An 18,450-nucleotide genomic window follows, 5' to 3' on the forward strand; every position below is an offset into this window, starting at 1 on the left:
CATGCTGAAACGCCGCCTGCGGGGGCGGCATCACCCGGGCCGGGTGACCCGCGGGTCACAGCGGCAGCAGCAGATGGAGCTCACGCGCGCGACGTACCGCTTCGCCGCGGCGGGAGACCTGGAGCTTGCGGTAGATGTTCCGCAGATGCGTCTTGACGGTGTTGACGGACAGGAACATCGCCGCAGCGATCTCTTCGGTGGACATCATCCGGGCACAGTGCTGGAGCACTTCACGCTCACGGGCACTGAGCTCTTCCACCATGACGTGGGTCGTCGCCCAGGCGTCCGGGCGGGACACGCCGTTCACACCGTCCGGGCGGGCGGTCAGCCAGGCGTGGCCGTCGAGCATGCGGGGCCGCTGATCCAGGAGTCGCCACAGCCACGGCCCCGCTTCGGTGAACGGCCGTCGCATCCCTTCGGGCCCGGCGATGGCCACCGCCTCATGGAGCAGGCCGTACGCGCTCCCGCTGTCCTCGGCCAGGGTCGCGGCGTGGGCCTGTAGCAGGTGCATCCGGACCAGCTCGGCGATGGCCGTGCCGGCCGCCCCGTCCAGGGACGCGAGGAGCACGAGGGCGCGGTCCGGGTCGCCGGCCGCAAGGTGGGCGTGGGCGAGGGCGACGGTGTGCGCGGGCCCGCCCTGACCGGCGTCCTCCAGGGCCGCCAGCGCCGCCTCGGGGTCGCCCCGGGCCAGCCGGCAGGCGGACAGCGCGGTGGCGAAGCGCTCCGACAGCCAGGGTGAGCGCCCTCCGAGGCGGTCCTCGCCCGGCTCGACGTCCATGATTGCCATGAGTGCGGCGTGCTCCTTCCCGCACGCGAGGTCCAGCCGGGCGCGCAGCAGGACGAATTCCGCGTCGACGAAGGGGTCGCGCCCTGCGTCCGGGAACGTGGCGCCGACGCCGAGGTGGTGACGGGCCTGCCGGAACCGGTCCCGTTCGAGGGCGACGCCGGCCAGCGCGAGGTGGGCCACCCCGGACCGTCGGGCGAGCGGCACGGCCGGGTCGTCGGCGGTCGCGAGGGCGAGCAGGGCGTGCTCCTCGGCCTGCCGCAGCTCCCCGCACAGGTACTCGGCCAACGCCAGCTGTCCGAGGCAGTGATGCCGTACGACGCGGGTCGCCGCGAGGGCGCAGCCGTCCGTCGCGGCGACGAGGGCGGCGCGGGCGGCGCCGGGACGGCCGGCGTGGAGCAGCGCGCGGCCCAGCCCGAACTGGCGCAGCGCTTCGACCTCCGGATGGTCGGCGAGCCGCCCGCGCGGTATCCGGTCGGCGAGCTCCCGGGTCCGGTGCGCAGCCGCCTCGGCCGCACCCCACCCCCCATCGCCCGTTCCGGACACACCGAGCAGCCGGAGGAGGGAGAGCGCCAGCCACGCTTCCGGGGCCGCCGGCGGGTCGGCGGCGCGCAGGCTCTCCTCGGCCCGGTCCAGCTGGGCCCGGCAGCCTTCGCGGTCGTACCGGACGAGGGCGCAGGCCCCCGCGACCAGGGCGGGGGCCGCCCCGGGCAGATCGCCCGGCATCGCCAAGAAGTAGGCCTCGAGCCGGTGGGCTTCCGGGCCGGTCAGCAGGCGTCCGATCGCCAGGTGATTGACCACCTGGTCGGCGGCGCACTCCCAGTCCCCGCCCGCGGCCGCCTGCTCCAGCGCCTCGCCGAGCCGGCCGGCGTCGGCCAGCCAGGCAGCGGCCCGGCGGTGCAACCGGGGTTCCAGACCGGGCCGCCGATGGCGCAGGTGCGTGCGGAGAACCTCGGCGAACAGCGGCTGGTAGCGGCACCACTCGGTGCCTTCGACCGGCTCGACGAAGGCGTTGGCGCGGGTGAGTTCGGCGAGTATCCCCTCCGCGTCCGCACGTCCCGTCAGTACGTTCGCCAGGTCCGGGTGGACCCGGTCGAGGATGCTCGTGCGCATCAGCATTTCCTGGGCGGCGGCGGGCTGGGAGCCGAGGACCTCGGCGAGCAGGTAGTCGGCGACCGTGCTGCGAGAGGCGGCGAACGTCCGCGCGAAGGCCTGCGGATCCTCCGCCCGCCGCATCTCCAGGGCGCAGAGCCGCAGCCCGGCGGCCCAGCCCTCCGTGCGCTCCGTGAGGGCATCGATGCTTTCCGCGTGCGGTTCCACGCCGTGCCGGCGCAGCAGGGCCGCGGTCTCCTGCCGGGTGAACGCGAGATCGGCGCCGCGGATCTCGTGGATCCGGCCCTCGGCGCGGTAGCGGTGCAGCGGGAGCAGCGGGTCGATGCGGCTGAGCAGCACCAGACGCAGCCGCGGTCCCGCATGGCCGAGGACGAAGTGCAGGCCCGAAGCCACCTCGCGCACCGGAACCTGGTCGAGGCCGTCGATGACGAGGACGACGGGCCGGGGCAGCTGTGCCAGCGCCGACGCGAGCCGGGTGAGCAGGGCGTGGTCCACCTGGTCGGCGCAGTCGGGCCGGCCCACCTCCTCCGGCAGCGCGACGCCGTGGTGGCACAGTGCCTCCAGGACGTACGCCCAGAAGACCCCCGGTGCCCTGTCCTCCCGCTCCGTCGTCAGCCACACCACCGGGCCCGGCGCCGTCCCCGCGGCCGCCCACGACGCGGCCAGAGTCGTCTTGCCCGCCCCCGCCGGGCCGGTGACCAGGGTCAATGGCCCAGTGGTCCCCGCTGCGAGCTGGTCCAGCAACCGGTTTCTGCGGATGAATTCCCGGGGCACGGCCGGGACGGCGAACTTGGCGCCCAGCAGTGGGTCGCCGGTCGGCCCCCGATGTGTCCCACTGCCGCTCGGGCCGCGGCCCGGGGCGTCCTCCGGGGCTGCATCGTGGGGCATGGGCACCACCGTCCAGGCATGAACCGCCCCCTGAAGATCCCCTCCATCTTGACGGGCCGGGAGTCATGATCGCCACGCGGGGCGGGCCCGCCCGCGCAGGGCTCAGGGGCGGTGCCGTCGTCGCCTCTCGTACAGCAGCCACCCGGCCGCGGCCAGGAAGGAGACGCAGACCAGGGCGATCAGCGCGCCCAGCCAGCCGCTGCCGGCGACCCGGATCCCCAGGAGGGAAACCACCACGGCAAGGACCAGGGGAAGCACCGCGAGGAGGAAGAAGCGCAGGACGGACAGCATCCCGGCGGCCCTGGGCACCATGACGCGCCCGTGCTCCCTCGCGCTGCCTTCCGCACCGGCCCCGCCGCCCGGCACACCGGCGGCTCCCGTGTAGTACGCGAGCGCCCGGCCACCGAGTTGCAGCGTGGCTTTGCGGTACATCACAGCCAGCGCAGGCATCCAGATCAGCGGCCACACCATCCCGAGACCCACCAGGGCCCCGAGGTACACGATGCCGCCGATCCGCTGGAGCCGGCTGCGCTCCTCGTGCGGACCGACGAGCCCGAGGAGGGCCGCCATTCTCACGATCATGCGCCACCGTGTCCCCCGGGGCAGCCGCCTGCGTCCCGCGTGACGCCCTTCCTGCGCCCTCGCCAGGGCCTCGGAGGACGCTTCCGGCGTCGGACACACGTTCTGGAGAAACAGCAGGTCGGCCACGCGCTGCGGGGACCGCGGGTCGCGCCCCGCCAGCGCGGCGAGCTCCAGCACCATCTGCGCCTGGGCGAGCAGGGACGCGACGAACGCGAAGGGCATCAGGACCAGGAACGGCCCGCCCAGGACGGCACCGTTCGCGATCGTCGCCCGGGTTCCGTGGTCGACGGCGCGGCTGCTCAGCTCGTCGAAACCGGCCGCCGGCGCATGGTTCCGCCACCGGGAGGTGGCCGCGGCGGCCCGCGGACCGAACCGCCGCACCGCGAACCTCGCCAACTGCTCCGGCATGTGCTCGGGGTCCGCCCAGAGCGCCGGCAGCAGCGCCTGGGCCTCCAGCCGCGCCGCCCGTGACGGCGGACTCGGCTCCGGTCCGGCGGGAGCGGTTCCGCGATGCGTCATGTTCATCCCAGCTTCTCTCGGACCGGGGCACACGGCACGCGGCCGTCCACCGCCGTTGCGCGGTCGCCCGGAACCCCCTGGGGAACGGCGGGAGACATTCCCCCACACTGGGAGAAGCGAGACCCGGCCGACGGCAGGGGGACAACGGTGGGCGAGCGGGCACTCCGCTCGCGCGCATGAGCAGGGATCGTGGCCGCCAGGAGGTTCCATGATCACGGATGCGGGCGGGCGCTACGCCACGGCGCCACGCTGGTACGCCCGGCTGGCTCTGCTGGCCGGGGGTGCGGCGATCGCGACCCTGCTCGCGTTCGCCGGGCTCAGGAGTCTGGTCCTCCTCGGCGTCGGACCGGCCGGCTTCGCGCTGGCCGCGGCCGGCGCGTGGTGGGCACTGACACGGCGTGCGCTCATCCGGGCGCTCGCGTGCCTCCTGGCCGCCGCGGCCCCGGCCGCCGTCGTCCTGCTCTACGCCTGGGCCGGTCTGCTGTGGGTGGTCGTCGTCTCCCTCGCCCTCTGGGCGCTGGCGCTCTTCGCCGGCGGAGCCGCGCTCAGCGGCGGTGCCCGGCCGACCCGCTCACCCGAGGTCCGGGCCGCCCCGGCCGCGCACCCGTTCCTGATCATGAATCCTCGCTCGGGCGGCGGGAAAGTGGGCCGCTTCCGGCTCAAGGAGAGGGCGGAGGAGCGCGGAGCCGACGTGCACCTCTTGGACACCGCCCATCCACAGGACGTGGTCGGGCTTGCGCGCAGCGCGGTCGCCCGCGGCGCGGATCTGCTCGGCGTCGCCGGAGGGGACGGCACCCAGGCCCTGGTGGCCGGTGTGGCTGTCGAACACGACATCCCGTTCCTGGTGATCCCGGCCGGAACCCGAAACCACTTCGCACTCGACCTCGGCCTGGACCGCGACGACCCGTCGACGTCCCTGGATGCCCTCACCGACGGCGTCGAACTCCGCGTCGACCTCGGTTTCATCGCCGGGCGCCCCTTCGTCAACAACGCGTCCTTCGGGACGTACGCAGAGGTCGTGCAGAGCCCTGCGTACCGCGACGACAAGGTGCGCACCAGCCTGGACCTGCTCCCCGACCTGCTGACGCACCATCGCGGCCCGACGCTGTCCCTCCGCGCCGCCGGCACGGCCCTCGACGGCCCGCAGGCGGTCCTCGTCAGCAACAACCCCTACCGGATGGGCGACCCCGTGGGGCTGGGACGCCGCGAGTCCCTGGATTCGGGCGTCCTCGGAATCCTGGGCATCACCGTCGACAGCGCCGCGCAGGCAGCCGAGCTGCTGAGGGGCAGGCATGGGAGTGGCCTCACCGTACTGACCGCAGAGGAAGCCGTCGTGGACGCCGACGAGCCCGCGATACAAGTAGGCGTCGACGGCGAGGCACTCACGCTCCCGACCCCCGTCCACTGCACCCTCCGCCCCCGGGCCCTGCGCGTACGCGTCCCCCGCCACCGCCCCGGCGTACCGCGACGGAGGCAGCCACTGGACTGGCGGCGCCTCGGCCGCCTCGCGCTGGCGAGGGGGCGCCCCGCCCGCGTCCGGTGAGCCGATTCGGCCTTCTCAGCTCGATAGATCACGTGCACCGGCCGGGCCGGCCGCCGTGCTCTCGAGGCGAGCGAGGCTGCGGTCGTGTACCCGGCTGAGCAGGAGCAGCGAGCATATGGCGCCAATCAGGGCGCAGAACATGTCCCACTGGGTGTCCCACACATCGCCCTGGGTGGCCAGGAACGCATCGGCGGCCTGTCCGCCCGTCACGGCCGCGGCCCACTCCAGCATCTCGAAGACGGCGCTGAAGGCGAGGCAGGCGCAGACGGTCAGCGGGGCCAGCCAGCGGCTGCCGCGCAGCGGTGAGGTCCGGATGAGGATCTCCCGGACCAGGATGGCCGGTACGAAGCCCTGCATGAGGTGGCCGAAGCGGTCGTAGGGGTTGCGCTCCAGATCGAACCAGTCGCGCACCCAGTCACCCGCGGGCACCTCCGCGTAGGTGTAGTGGCCTCCCACGATGAGGACCAGGGCGTGTGCGGCCAGCAGACAGCACAGCAGACCGCTGAGCGGGAACCGCTTGCGCAGCAGGACGGCCAGCGGCAGGCCGACCAGCACCCACATCGTCTCCAGCACCCAGGTGGTCGGGTCCTTCGGATGCCAGGCCGACACGGCGAGGGCAAGGACGACGACGGCCGCCAGAACGGCGGGGAGCCGACGGCCGGTGCGGCGGGCGCGCTGCGTTTCCGTGGGGATGTCGGACATGGCTGGCTCCTCGTGTCAGGGGCCTCATCCTCGGATGACCCCCGAATCGTCGGCATGAGTACTGCTACTCATCTGCCGACGGCGGTCTGTGACGTTCTCGCCTGCACCACGCCGACCGCGCGGTCAACGAGCCGAGTGCGGTCCCTGACGCCGGTTGCTCACAGCCAGTCCCGCCGCTTGAAGATGACATACAAGCTCGTACAGACGATGCCCATCAGGGCGATGGCGAAGGGGTATCCGAACCCCCAGTGCAGCTCCGGCATGTTCTGGAAGTTCATGCCGTAGATCGTGCCCACGAGGGTCGGGGCGAAGAGGATGGCCGCCCACGAGGAGATCTTCTTGATCTCCTCGTTCTGTTCGAAGCCGGCCTCGGCCAGGGCGCGCATCTCGGCGTTCTGCTGTTGGTTCACCAGGGTCGCGTTGACGGTCAGGATGTCCTGAAGGGCCTGCCGGAAGCCGTCCACGCGCTCCGTCGTGTGCAGGGCGTGATCGGCCACATCGCGCAGATAGCGGCGCAGCTCCTCGTCGATGGCGTACTTCTCGAAACCCGCGGTGAGACTTTCCAGCATGCCGTTGAGAGGACGGGTCGCGCGCTGGAACTCCACGACCTCGCGGGAGAGTTCATAGATACGGCGGGAGACGCGGGGGTCGCCGCCGAAGACCTCGGTCTCGATCTCGTCGATGTCGTTCTGGACCCCGGCGACGACCGGGACATAGCCGTCGACCACGGCGTCGAGGATCGCGTAGAGCACGGCTTCGGGGCCGCGGGTGAGGAGTTCGGGTGCGTCCTCCATGCGGCGGCGTACGGCCGAGAGGTCGGGGGCGCCGCCGTGCCGGACGGTGATGACGAAGTCGCGGCCGACGAAGACGTGCAGTTCGCCGAAGTCGACCTCTTCGGGGGCGTCCAGGTAGCGCGCGGCGCGCAGTACGACGAAGAGGGTGCCGCCGTAGCGCTCCAGTTTGGGGCGCTGGTGGGCCTCCAGGGCGTCCTCCACGGCGAGCGGGTGGAGGTCGAACTCGGAGGCAAGGGTGACCAGTTCGGAAGGTGTGGGGCGGTGCAGTCCGATCCAGGCGAGGGTGTCGGAGGTGGCGCGCTGCTGCCGGAAGGCCTCGGCGAGGCTGTCGTGGGTGCTGATGCGGTGTCCGTCCCGGTAGAGGACGGCGTTGATGACGCTGCTGGAGTTCTCGGCGGGCGGCGGCGAGGCGTCGGTACCGTCCGGGGCCTCGGCGGGCGGGGGCCCGACGGACCGTTTCTTGGCGGTTTTCCGCAGGCCACGCAGGCCCCGCGGCCGACGGCTCGGAGGTTCAGAGCTCACGGCAGAACCGACCTCCGTCACAAGAGGGATGAACGGGCACACAGAATCTCGATGCAGGATATCTGTCGAGGATGTCGGCACAGCTCAGGGCCCGTGGTGCAGGATGGAACGGGGCGTGCGCGGCGTGTGTCGCGTCCGCCGAGCTTTGTATGTTTATCTCTAGAATTGTGCGATGCAGATACCGCAGATAGCCAGCGCTCCTCTGGGTGAGGTGATTCGGTGAACGGCCCCGACGCCACCGACGAGCAGTGGGAAGGGCTCGCCGAGGTCGTCCCGCTCCGCGGCGGCAGCGAATGGCCTTCCTGGCCCGACCACCGCGCCCTCCCCGAGGAGGAGCCGGCGGAGGAGACCCGGCGGTTCATGGTCATCCGCGTCCAGACCTTCGCGGACGCCCGTGAGGTCGCCGAGTACTTGATGGCGCAGATCCCGGTCCTGCTGGACCTCAGCAGCGCCGACGGCGATGTCGCCAAGCGCATCCTGGACTTCTCCAGCGGTGTCGTCTTCGGACTCGGCAGCGGCATGCACCGCGTCGACACCAATGTCTTCCTGCTGGCACCGGTGGGCACCGAGGTCGCGGAGGCGGTAACGGGGGCCATCCCCCGTTCGTAGGAAAAGCAGTTGGACGTAACGGTTCTCCGGCCGGGGCGTTGCGTAACGTCCCGGCATGAATACCGACAGTGTGCGACCGGCGGTCACCGAATTACGGCTGTCCGCCTTCAAGATCCATCGCGGCCTCACCCTGCCGCTCGGCCCACTGACACTCCTCAGCGGCGAGAGCGGAAGCGGTAAGTCCAGCGCGCTCCAGGCGTACGAGATCCTGGCCCGGCTCGGTAGCGGGCAGCCGCTGGCGCGGGCCGTACGGGAGGTGGCGGGCGGCCCGTCGGCCTGTGTGCCGGCCGGGTCGCGCCCCGACGAACAGGGGCGGCGCGGTTTCCGCATCGGCTGCACGATCGACGGCCCGGCCGGCCCCGTCACCCTCGATCTCGCCGTACAGGCCGAGCCCGAACTGCGCATCGTGGGCGAGCGGTTGACCGGGGGCGGCGAGACGCTGCTGACCACCGCGCTCACCGATCCGACCCGCCCCGCGGTCCAGGCGGCCTGGTACACCGCGGGCGCGGCCCCGGTGACCCGCGCACCGCTCCCCGACGACCGGCTGGGCACGTCGCTGCTGCCGCTGCGTGTCGCGGGCAAGACGGCCGGCCAACGGCTGGTTCTGGCCGCAGCGGAACAGGTCGTGGTCGCACTGCGGTCGGCGTTTGTGTGCGATCCGCGGCCGGAGGTCATGCGGGGCGCGGCGGGTGCGAGGGGCACGGCGGCAGGCACCGGCAGGGGCGTGGAGGGCGGTACCCGGGGTGGCCGGGGAGAGGCGGGCGCGGCGAACTGCGCGGGGAAGTCCCGTGGGTCCGGCGGTGCCGGTGCGGCGGGCGGCAGCGGGGGAGCCGCCGGTGCGTGGGGCGTGCGGGGGCGCAGAGGGAGTCAGGGTGGCGGAGAGGCCGGTGGCTGGGGCCGCGACGTCGAGGAGGAACGCGACGAGGGGCGGCTGCGGTCGGCCTGTGACAACCTGCCCGCCGTACTGGCCCGTACCAGCCAGGAGTGCACCCGACGGCATGCGGTGCTGGTCGCGACGGTACGGGAGGCGTGCGCCGGTCCGGTCGACGGACTGCGCGCCGTGCCGCCCCAGGGGGCCGACCCGGGCGAAGGGACAGCCGCGGCTGCGACGGCGGCGGCCGGACGCGGGGGAACGGCCACTGCACAAGCCGGGGGAGAGGTACGGCAGCCGGGTGTGCGGGCCGTGCTCGACCGGGGTGTGCTCGGGGAGATGCCCGTCGAGCAACTCGGCGACGGGGAACTGCGGTTTCTTGCACTGGCGCTGGTACTGCTCACCGGGCCGGGGGTACTGGCCATGGATCCGGTCGGGGAGGTTCCGTCGGCACATCAGCAGATGACGGTCATGGCGGACGGGATGGACCGCTGTATGGACCGCCGGCAGGCGCGCGAGCTGGTGTCGCTGGCCGTACGGATGGCCGAGCGCGGGCACGTCCGGCTGCTGGGGACGGTACGGGATCCGTCGGTCGCCGAGGGGCTGCCCGGCGTACAGGTGCTACACCTAGGGGCATGAGTGAAGATCTTCATGCGCTACAGCGACGGCTGGCCGAGTTCGCGGCCGCGCGGGACTGGCAGCAGTACCACACCCCCAAGAACCTGGCCGCGGCACTGAGCGTCGAGGCCGCGGAACTCGTCGAGATCTTCCAGTGGTTGACGCCGGAGGAGTCGTCGGAGGTGATGTCCGACCCCCGCGCTGCCGGCCGGGTCGAGGACGAGGTCGCCGATGTGCTGGCCTATCTGTTGCAGTTCTGCGAGGCGCTGGGGATCGACGCCCTCACGGCGCTCGCCGCGAAGATCGAGCGCAACGAGTCGCGCTTCCCGGCGGTCCGGCAGGCACGCCCTGACCGCCGGGAGGGGCCGGAGGGGTCGGACCGTCGGGAGGGGCCGGAGGGGCCTGAGGGGGAATAGGGGGCCGGGCGGGCCCCGATGGGGTCGATGGGGTCGGCGGTGCGGACCGGCCGCGGTAGGTATAGACGCGCGGGGTCCGCCCCGTGCGCTTCGGGCGCGTGTGCCGGGCTCGTTCGGGGCGTTCCGGCGCGCTCGTCGGGGCGGTTCCGGCGTCCTTCGTGACCTGTGCCGATCGTGTGCGGCGCGGGGCTGCTGGGGCGGAAGGGGAAGGGGGCTAGTCCGAACCCGCGCATCATCACTCTCCGGAGTCATGGATCTTTCCACAGCGCCTTGCTTGTCCACAGATTTGCGAATTCCCCTGGCTTTTTTGGGTGTTCACCCTCACTCTGGGTAGTGGAAGGAGAGCGGGGTGCATGCGAATGATGAGGGAAGGAGGGGAGCGGATGGACGCGGTGCGGATCATCGCGGCCGGTCGGCGCGGTCTGGCTGAGGCAACCACGATTCACGATGTGATCGTCGAGGCGTGGCAGGCACAAGCCTTGGCGGAGGCGATAGGTAGCCATCTCGCGATATTCGGGCCGTACGAAGTGCGGTCCAGGGCCCGAGGCTTAGGGGACGCGGGCGGGCGGTTCAGCGGGGGACTGCTGTGCCCGGCATCGGCCACCGGCGGGCTGCGGGCGGCTCAGCTGACCGAAGTGCGCGACGTCAGGGCAGCTTTACTGAGCCTGATCCGACTACTACGAGAGGTGTGCGAGGCGCTGGTGGCAGTGGTGCTGCTCGCGGACGAGGAGGGGACGTACTGGACCTGCGTCGAGGCGATGGACACGGTCGACGAATCGCGGGACCGCGTGGCCGGAATACTGGAGAAGCTCGAGGTACGTGACCGGAACCCCGCCTGAGGCGGGAAATCCAAGGCAGCAGAACAACCCAACACCACGCAGAACAAACCAAGCCAGCGCAGGACAGCCCAACCCCAACACAACGCAGGACAGTCCAACGCAGCGCAGGACAGTCCAACGCAACGCAGGACAGTCGTCCAACGCAACGCAACGCAAGGCAGCAGCGCCGAGACCCGTGTTCGGACGCGGGACATGTGCCCCGGACGGTGTCACGCCGACCCGCGGGCCAGGGAGTGCTCACACCGCACACGCCGACGGCACGTCCGTCAGCCGTCAGCGTGACGGTAGGCCCACCGTCGTGCCGGCCTCCCCATGCCACATTCCGTCCGTCTCCTCTGCCACCGCCCGTCGCTCTTCGCGCCCGCACTGAGGCGCACCACCGTGGACACTCACGCTCGTGGCACTCGCGCTGGTCCGGCCCTGGCCGGACGCTGGCCCGACCTGATGTATCGAGACGCCGTGACGGTTGGTCGGTCGTCCGGTGCGCAGGATGGAGGTATGGAACTTCGAATCTTCACCGAACCCCAGCAAGGGGCTTCCTACGACACCCTTCTGAAGATTGCTCAAGCCACTGAGGAGCTGGGCTTTGATGCATTCTTCCGGTCCGACCACTACTTGAGCATGGGCTACGTCGACGGGCTGCCCGGCCCGACAGATGCCTGGATCACGCTGGCCGGCCTGGCCCGGGAGACCCGGCGTATCCGGCTCGGCACGCTCATGACGGCGGGTACCTTCCGGCTGCCGGGCGTGCTGGCCATTCAGGTGGCCCAGGTCGACCAGATGTCCGGTGGCCGGGTCGAACTCGGCCTCGGCGCGGGGTGGTTCGAGGAGGAGCACAGGGCGTACGGCATCCCGTTCCCCAAGGAGAAGTTCGCGCGGCTGGAGGAGCAGCTGGCGATCGTCACCGGCCTGTGGGCCACCGAGACAGGAAAGGAGTTCAGCTACGACGGGACCTACTACCAGCTGGAGAAGTCGCCCGCGCTGCCCAAGCCCACCCAGGGCAAGGTGCCGGTGCTGGTCGGCGGACACGGTGCGACGCGTACCCCGCGGCTGGCGGCACAGTACGCCGATGAGTTCAACATCCCCTTTGCCTCGCTCAAGGACAGTGAGCGCCAGTTCGGACGGGTGCGGGCGGCCGCTGAAGCCGTCGGGCGGAAGGGCGATGAGCTGGTGTACTCCACGGCCCTCGTGGCGTGCGTCGGCAAGGACGATGCAGAGGTGGCGCGGCGGGCCGCGGCCATCGGACGGGACGTGGCCGAACTCAAGGCCAACGGCCTGGCGGGGTCGCCCGCCGAGGTGGTCGACAAGATCGGCCGTTACGCCGCCATCGGTGCCTCGCGTGTCTATCTCCAGATGCTGGACCTCGATGATCTGGACCACCTCGAGCTGATCTCGGCGCAGGTACTGCCGCAGGTACAGCCGTAGCTGAGCTGAGCCATACGCAACGGCGATGGGCGGGGGCGGAAGCGGCGTCGGTGGTCGGCGCTGGGGAAAACCGGTGGGGAGGGAGGCGTCATGCGTCAATACTCGGACGTGTGTTCCTGACGATAGCCACCACCGGCAGCGCCGACCGTCCCGCGACCGACCTCGGATTTCTGCTGCACAAGCACCCTGACAGGTCGCAGCAGTTCTCGACGGCGCACGGCACCGCGCACGTCTTCTATCCGAAGGCGGACGAGGAACGTTGTACGGCCGCGTTGCTGTTGGAGGTCGATCCCATCGCTCTGCTCCGCCGGAGCCGGGGGCAGGGCCGCGGCGGAGCGCCGGATGCGGCACTCGGCCAGTATGTGAACGACCGTCCGTATGCGGCCTCCTCACTGCTGGCGGTGGCGCTGCGGAGCGTCTTCTCAAGCGCGATGAAGGGGCAGTGCGACGCGCGGCCCGAGCTGTCGGGGCGGGCGATGCCCTTGCGTATCGAGGTGCCGGTGCTGCCCGCCCGGGGCGGTACGGAGCTGGTGCGGCGGCTGTTCCAGCCGCTCGGCTGGGAGGTGCTGGCCGAGTCGGTGCCGCTGGACGAGACGTTCCCGGAGTGGGGCGACTCCCGCTACGTACGGCTCGTCCTGGAAGGGGAGCGCACGCTCGCCGAGGCGCTGCGGCATCTGTACGTCCTGCTGCCGGTGCTGGACGACACCAAGCACTACTGGGTGGCGCCGGACGAGGTCGACAAGCTGCTGCGGGCCGGTGAGGGCTGGCTGGAGGACCACCCCGAGCAGCGGGTGATCGTCGGCCGCTACCTCGCCCGGCGCGGGGCGCTGACCCGCCAGGCCATGGAGCGGCTGGAGCTGAAGCGGCTGGCCGAGTCGGACGATGTCGTGGCCGCGGAGATCGACAACGCGGTGGACGAGGAGGCGGATACCGAGGACAAGCCGGTGCCGCTCGCCGTACAGCGGCGGGAGGCGATCCTCGGAGTGCTGCGGGCGGAGAAGGCGGCACGGGTGCTCGATCTGGGCTGTGGACAGGGCCAGTTGGTCGGTGCGCTGCTCAAGGAGGGGCAGTTCACCGAGGTCGTCGGTGTCGATGTGTCGATGCGGGCGCTGCACGAGGCGCGGCGCCGGCTGCGGCTGGACCGGATGTCCGAGCGGCAGGCGGAGCGCGTACGGCTGGTACAGGGGTCGCTGGCGTACACGGACGGCCGGCTGACGGGGTATGACGCGGCGGTGCTGAGCGAGGTCGTCGAGCATGTCGACCCTGCGAGGCTGCCGGCGCTGGAGTATGCGGTGTTCGGGTCGGCCAGGCCGCGGACGGTCGTGGTGACGACGCCGAACGTCGAATACAACGTGCGCTGGGAGTCGCTGCCGGCCGGGCACGTACGACATGCCGACCACCGCTTCGAGTGGACGCGGGAGGAGTTCCGGCGGTGGGCGCGGGAGGTCGCGGCGCGGCACGGCTACGGAGTGAGCTTCGGCCCGGTGGGGCCGGACGATCCTGAGGTCGGCCCGCCCACCCAGCTCGCGCACTTCCGTCTGAAGGGCGAAGACAACAGCGGTAGCAGCAGTGCCGACAGCAGCAGTGCCGACAGCGGGAGTTCGGTGCGTGGGAAGGAGGGTGTGGCGTGACGGGCGTAGACCGTAGGGAGCATGGGGACGAGCGCAGGGAGCGTGCGGACGAGGAGCGGCGTGACGGAGGGGAAGCGCAGGGGGCGGCGCGGCGTACGCTCGCCGTGCCGGACCTCTCGCTCGTGGTGCTGATCGGGGCCACCGGCTCCGGCAAGTCCACCTTTGCCGCCCGGCATTTCAAGCCGACCGAGGTGGTCTCCTCCGACTTCTGCCGGGGTCTGGTCAGCGACGACGAGAACGACCAGAGCGCGAGTGGCGATGCGTTCGACGTGCTGCACTTCATCGCGGGCAAGCGGCTGGCGGCGGGGCGGCTGACGGTGGTCGACGCCACCAATGTGCAGTCCGAGGCGCGCGCCCAGCTGGTGCGGCTGGCGCGGGAGCACGATGTGCTCCCGGTGGCGATCGTGCTGGACGTACCCGAGCAGGTCTGTGCCGAGCGCAATGCGGCGCGTGCCGACCGGGCCGGGCTGCCGCGCCGGGTCATCCAGCGCCACCAGCGGGAACTGCGCCGTTCCGTACGGCACTTGGAGCGCGAGGGTTTCCGCAAGGTGCACCTGCTGCGCGGCCCCGCCGAGGTGGAGTCCGCCGAGGTCGTCACCGAGCGACGGTTCAACGATCTGCGCCATCTCACCGGTCCGTTCGACATCATCGGCGACATCCACGGCTGCCGTGCCGAGCTGGAGACGCTGCTCGGCCGACTCGGCTATGCGCTGGTGCGCGACGAACGCGGCAGGGCCGTGGACGCGGTGCACCCGCAGGGCCGTACCGCGGTCTTCGTCGGTGACCTCGTCGACCGCGGCCCGGACAGTCCCGGCGTTCTGCGCCTGGTGATGGGCATGGTCGGGGCCGGGCATGCGCTGTGTGTGCCGGGCAACCACGAGAACAAGCTCGGCCGCTACCTCAAGGGCCGCAAGGTCCAGCCCACCCACGGCCTCGCTGAGACAATCGAGCAGCTGGAGAAGGAGGACGACGCCTTCCGGACCGAGGTCGGAGCGTTCATCCAGGGACTGGTCAGCCATTACGTCCTGGACGGCGGCGGGCTGGTGGTGTGCCACGCCGGGCTGCCGGAGAAGTACCACGGCCGGACGTCGGGCCGGGTGCGGTCCTTCGCGCTGTACGGCGACACGACCGGCGAGACCGACGAGTTCGGCCTGCCGGTGCGCTACCCGTGGGCCGAGGACTACCGGGGCCGCGCCGCCGTCGTCTACGGCCACACGCCCACCCCGCGTGCCGGCTGGCTCAACAACACCATCTGCCTGGACACCGGCTGTGTCTTCGGCGGTGCGATGACCGCGCTGCGCTGGCCGGAGCGCGAGCTGGTGGACGTACCGGCGGAGCAGGTCTGGTACGAGCCCGCGAAGCCGCTCGCCACGGAAGCGCCCGGCGGGGCGGACGGCCGTCCGCTCGACCTGAACGATGTGGCGGGGCGCAGGGTCGTGGAGACCCGTTACATGGGCCGGCTCGCGGTGCGGGAGGAGAACGCCGCGGCCGCATTGGAGGTGATGAGCCGCTTCGCGATCGACCCCCGGCTGCTGCCGTACCTCCCGCCGACGATGGCGCCCTGCGCGACCTCGACGGCGGAGGTGGCCGGCGGGGCAGCTGGTGAGGGCTACCTGGAGCACCCGGCCGAGGCGTTCGCCGGCTACCGGGCGGACGGGGTGCGGGAAGTGGTGTGCGAGGAGAAGCACATGGGGTCCCGTGCGGTGGTCCTGGTGTGCCGCGATGCGACGGTGGCCGCCGATCGCTTCGGTGTGCCCAAGGGGGTGTCGGGCGCTCTGTACACCCGCACCGGCCGGCCGTTCTTCGACGACCCGGAGACGACCGAGCGGGTCCTGCGGCGGGTCCGGGCCTGCGTTGAGGAGGCCGGACTCTGGGCGGAGCTGGAGACGGACTGGCTGCTGCTGGACGCGGAGTTGATGCCGTGGTCCCTCAAGGCGACGGGTCTGCTGCGCAAGCAGTACGCGGCCGTCGGCGCGGCGTCCGGAGCGGCCTTCCCCGGCGTGCTCGGCGCGCTGGAGGCGGCGGCCGCGCGGGGTGTCGAGGTGGCACCGCTGCTCGGCCGGCAGCGCGACCGGGCCGCGGACGCCGCGGCGTTCACGGCCGCGTACCGGCGCTACTGCTGGCGCGTCGGGGCAGCCGCGGCGGACCTGCCCGGCGGCCTGGGCGAGCTGGACGGTGTCCGGCTCGCGCCGTTCCAGATCCTCGCCGTGCAGGGGCGCAGCCTTGCCGGGCTGGCGCACACCGAGCAGCTGGCGCTGATCGACCGCATCATCGCGGCCGAGGAGGCGGTGGCATCCTGGGACGGTGCGCCGGCCGCCGGAGACGCCCCCGCGGGCGGAGGCACGCCGGGGTCGCCGGGGCTGCTCGCGGCGACCCGTCGGCTCCTCGTGGACACCGAGGACGAGGCCTCGGTGGCGGCCGGGATCCAGTGGTGGCTGGATCTGACCGCGGAGGGCGGCGAGGGCATGGTGGTCAAGCCGGTACAGGCGTTGATACGTCAGCCCGACGGGCGGCTGGTGCAGCCGGGCGTGAAGTGCCGTGGCCGCGAGTACCTGCGGATCATCTACGGCCCGGAGTACACCCGGCCGGAGAATCTGCGGCGGCTGCGCACACGCCATCTGGGCCATAAGCGCTCGCTGGCCCTGCGTGAGTACGCGCTCGGCCTGGAAGCGCTCGACCGGCTGGCGGGCGGCGAACCGCTGTGGCGGGTGCACGAGGCGGTCTTCGCGGTGCTGGCCTTGGAGTCGGAACCGGTGGACCCGCGGCTGTAGGCGCCCGATGCCTGACGGGAGGGAGGCTCACGCCCCCGATCGCCGCCCTCCCGTCAGGCCTTCCCTCCCACCAGCCCCTCCCTGCCGCCAGCCCTTCCCTCCCGCCTGGGCCGCAGCCCGGCCCGTCAGCAGCCGTCCCGGCGGATCGCCGTCCCGGGAGGGCAACGGGTGGCCAACAAGCCCCCGGAATGGACGGCTTGCGGCGAGGCTGGGTGACCGCCGCCGTGGCCGGGCAGCCGCGACGGTCGCGACCCTGACCCTGCACCCCAGGAGCTGCGCCCCAAGAGCCACTGCCCCCGGCCCCGGCCAGACGCTGGCCCTAGGTCCGCGCAGACGCTGCCCCCGGCCCCGCGCAGGCGCAGCCCCCATGCCCGGCCAGGCGCTGACCCCACGTCCGGACAGGCACGCACGCCCTCCTCCGGACAACCCGCTCCCGACCGAGATCGCCCGAGTACCTCCGCCGGGCCCCGGAAGCGGCCAAGATGGGGAGATGGGATTCCATGTCGACTCAGAGGCAGGGCGGCTGCGCCGGGTGATCCTGCATCGCCCCGATCTGGAGCTGAAGCGGCTCACGCCCTCGAACAAGGACACCTTGCTCTTCGACGACGTGCTGTGGGTGCGCCGGGCGCGGGCCGAGCACGACGGTTTTGCGGATGTACTGCGGGACCGGGGCGTGGACGTGCACCTCTTCGGGGATCTGCTGGCCGAGAGCCTGCACCTCCCCGAGGCGCGGGAGCTGGTGCTGGACCGGGTCTTCGACGAGAAGGAGTACGGGCCGCTGGCCACCGACCATCTGCGCGCCGCCTTCGACGAGCTGCCGGTGCCGGAGCTCGTGGAGGCGCTGGTCGGCGGCATGACCAAGCGCGAGTTCCTGGAGCACCATCCGGAGCCGACCTCGGTCCGCTTCCATGTGATGGACCTCGACGACTTCCTGCTGGATCCGCTGCCCAATCACCTCTTCACCCGCGACACCTCCGCCTGGATCTACGACGGGGTGTCGATCAACTCGATGCGCTGGCCGGCCCGGCAGCGCGAGACCGTGCACTACGAGGCGATCTACCGCTACCACCCGCTCTTCCGCGGTGAGGACTTCCACGTCTGGTCGGAGGGCCAGGCCGACTTCCCCTCGACGATCGAGGGCGGCGACCTCCTGGTGCTGGGCAGCGGCGCGGTGCTGATCGGGATGAGCGAGCGGACCACCCCCCAGGCCGTCGAGCTGCTGGCGCGCGGATTGTTCGCGGCGGGGTCCGCGCGCACGATCGTGGCGCTGGACATGCCCAAGCGGCGGGCGTTCATGCATCTGGACACCGTCATGACCATGATCGACGGGGACACCTTCACCCAGTACGAGGGCCTGGGCATGCTCCGCTCGTACACCATCGAGCCGGGCTCGGGCGATCATGACCTCAAGGTCACCGACCACCCGCCGGAGCATATGCACCGCGCCATAGCGGCCTCGCTGGGACTGTCCGACATCCGGGTACTGACCGCGACGCAGGACGTGCACTCCGCGGAGCGCGAGCAGTGGGACGACGGCTGCAATGTGCTGGCGGTCGAGCCGGGGGTGGTGGTGGCGTACGAGCGCAACGTCACCACGAACACCTTTCTGCGCAAGCGTGGCATCGAGGTGATCACGATCCCGGGCAGTGAGCTGGGACGGGGCCGGGGCGGGCCGCGCTGTATGAGCTGTCCGGTGGCGCGGGACGCGGTGCCGGGGGCAGCCTGAGGCGTGATGCCATGGAGCGCCCCGCGCGTGACGTAGCGAGCCGAGAGAGGGCCGGGACGTAGCGGGTGGAGGCGTCAGCGGGCGTAGCCGCGTCGGC

Annotated in this window: 13 protein-coding genes; 9 read left to right on the plus strand and 4 right to left on the minus strand. The window is 71.8% G+C overall.

Features of this window, described 5'->3' with window-relative positions; genetic code table 11:
- Positions 1-55: 55 nt before the first annotated feature.
- Together ACZ55A_RS27225 and ACZ55A_RS27230 are read right to left on the minus strand one after the other, a co-directional pair.
- On the minus strand, positions 56-2,785 hold the full coding sequence (locus ACZ55A_RS27225) for a helix-turn-helix transcriptional regulator (RefSeq protein ID WP_468845182.1): 2,730 nt from the start codon (positions 2,783-2,785) through the stop codon (positions 56-58).
- Between the two features lie 102 nt (positions 2,786-2,887).
- Positions 2,888-3,886 (minus strand): hypothetical protein, encoded by a 999-nt coding sequence (locus tag ACZ55A_RS27230; RefSeq protein WP_468845185.1) that lies wholly within the window; start codon positions 3,884-3,886, stop codon positions 2,888-2,890.
- Between the two features lie 208 nt (positions 3,887-4,094).
- Here ACZ55A_RS27230 and ACZ55A_RS27235 point away from each other — a divergent pair, with 208 nt between their 5' ends.
- The gene (locus ACZ55A_RS27235) at positions 4,095-5,429 is read left to right on the plus strand and encodes a diacylglycerol/lipid kinase family protein (RefSeq protein WP_468845187.1); all 1,335 of its coding nucleotides are present in this window, start codon (positions 4,095-4,097) and stop codon (positions 5,427-5,429) included.
- Between the two features lie 15 nt (positions 5,430-5,444).
- Here the strand turns inward: ACZ55A_RS27235 and ACZ55A_RS27240 are convergent, their stop codons facing one another.
- Together ACZ55A_RS27240 and ACZ55A_RS27245 are read right to left on the minus strand one after the other, a co-directional pair.
- Positions 5,445-6,131: a DUF2238 domain-containing protein gene (locus tag ACZ55A_RS27240; protein ID WP_468845190.1), complete on the minus strand. Its 687-nt coding sequence runs from the start codon at positions 6,129-6,131 to the stop codon at positions 5,445-5,447.
- 158 nt (positions 6,132-6,289) lie between these two features.
- Positions 6,290-7,447 (minus strand): magnesium and cobalt transport protein CorA, encoded by a 1,158-nt coding sequence (locus ACZ55A_RS27245; protein ID WP_468845193.1) that lies wholly within the window; start codon positions 7,445-7,447, stop codon positions 6,290-6,292.
- 219 nt (positions 7,448-7,666) lie between these two features.
- On the opposite strand from ACZ55A_RS27245, the gene ACZ55A_RS27250 reads away from it, so the two are divergent.
- The 8 genes from ACZ55A_RS27250 to ACZ55A_RS27285 all read left to right on the plus strand — a co-directional run bounded on the left by ACZ55A_RS27250 (position 7,667) and on the right by ACZ55A_RS27285 (position 18,353).
- Complete coding sequence (locus tag ACZ55A_RS27250; RefSeq protein WP_468845196.1) at positions 7,667-8,056, plus strand: cell division protein SepF; 390 nt, start codon at positions 7,667-7,669, stop codon at positions 8,054-8,056.
- Between the two features lie 55 nt (positions 8,057-8,111).
- The gene (locus ACZ55A_RS27255; RefSeq protein WP_468845198.1) at positions 8,112-9,566 is read left to right on the plus strand and encodes a biotin transporter BioY; all 1,455 of its coding nucleotides are present in this window, start codon (positions 8,112-8,114) and stop codon (positions 9,564-9,566) included.
- Entirely contained in the window at positions 9,563-9,961 is a 399-nt protein-coding gene (locus tag ACZ55A_RS27260) for a nucleotide pyrophosphohydrolase (protein WP_468845200.1), read from the plus strand. The genes ACZ55A_RS27255 and ACZ55A_RS27260 overlap by 4 nt, the downstream gene beginning before the upstream one ends.
- A gap of 383 nt (positions 9,962-10,344) precedes the next feature.
- Positions 10,345-10,800, plus strand: coding sequence for a DUF6099 family protein (locus ACZ55A_RS27265; protein ID WP_468845465.1), 456 nt, complete (start codon positions 10,345-10,347; stop codon positions 10,798-10,800).
- Positions 10,801-11,298: 498 nt separating this feature from the next.
- Positions 11,299-12,225, plus strand: coding sequence for an LLM class F420-dependent oxidoreductase (locus ACZ55A_RS27270; protein WP_468845202.1), 927 nt, complete (start codon positions 11,299-11,301; stop codon positions 12,223-12,225).
- A 110-nt stretch (positions 12,226-12,335) separates the two neighbouring features.
- Positions 12,336-13,856 (plus strand): 3' terminal RNA ribose 2'-O-methyltransferase Hen1, encoded by a 1,521-nt coding sequence (locus ACZ55A_RS27275; protein ID WP_468845204.1) that lies wholly within the window; start codon positions 12,336-12,338, stop codon positions 13,854-13,856.
- A 104-nt stretch (positions 13,857-13,960) separates the two neighbouring features.
- Positions 13,961-16,627, plus strand: coding sequence for a polynucleotide kinase-phosphatase (locus ACZ55A_RS27280; RefSeq protein ID WP_468845467.1), 2,667 nt, complete (start codon positions 13,961-13,963; stop codon positions 16,625-16,627).
- Between the two features lie 490 nt (positions 16,628-17,117).
- A complete protein-coding gene (locus tag ACZ55A_RS27285; RefSeq protein WP_468845206.1) occupies positions 17,118-18,353 on the plus strand; it encodes an arginine deiminase in 1,236 nt (411 codons plus the stop codon).
- Positions 18,354-18,450: the final 97 nt, after the last annotated feature.

The sequence above is a fragment of the Streptomyces sp. NPDC034111 genome, assembly GCF_055575375.1.

Bases quoted from the DNA above. Each gene is read 5' to 3' on its own strand.
- ACZ55A_RS27230 (WP_468845185.1), bottom strand. From the start codon at position 3,886: ATGACGCATCGCGGAACCGCTCCCGCCGGACCGGAGCCGAGTCCGCCG.
- ACZ55A_RS27285 (WP_468845206.1), top strand. From the start codon at position 17,118: ATGGGATTCCATGTCGACTCAGAGGCAGGGCGGCTGCGCCGGGTGATC.
- ACZ55A_RS27240 (WP_468845190.1), bottom strand. From the start codon at position 6,131: ATGTCCGACATCCCCACGGAAACGCAGCGCGCCCGCCGCACCGGCCGT.
- ACZ55A_RS27235 (WP_468845187.1), top strand. From the start codon at position 4,095: ATGATCACGGATGCGGGCGGGCGCTACGCCACGGCGCCACGCTGGTAC.
- ACZ55A_RS27265 (WP_468845465.1), top strand. From the start codon at position 10,345: ATGGACGCGGTGCGGATCATCGCGGCCGGTCGGCGCGGTCTGGCTGAG.
- ACZ55A_RS27270 (WP_468845202.1), top strand. From the start codon at position 11,299: ATGGAACTTCGAATCTTCACCGAACCCCAGCAAGGGGCTTCCTACGAC.
- ACZ55A_RS27225 (WP_468845182.1), bottom strand. From the start codon at position 2,785: ATGCCCCACGATGCAGCCCCGGAGGACGCCCCGGGCCGCGGCCCGAGC.
- ACZ55A_RS27255 (WP_468845198.1), top strand. From the start codon at position 8,112: ATGAATACCGACAGTGTGCGACCGGCGGTCACCGAATTACGGCTGTCC.
- ACZ55A_RS27260 (WP_468845200.1), top strand. From the start codon at position 9,563: ATGAGTGAAGATCTTCATGCGCTACAGCGACGGCTGGCCGAGTTCGCG.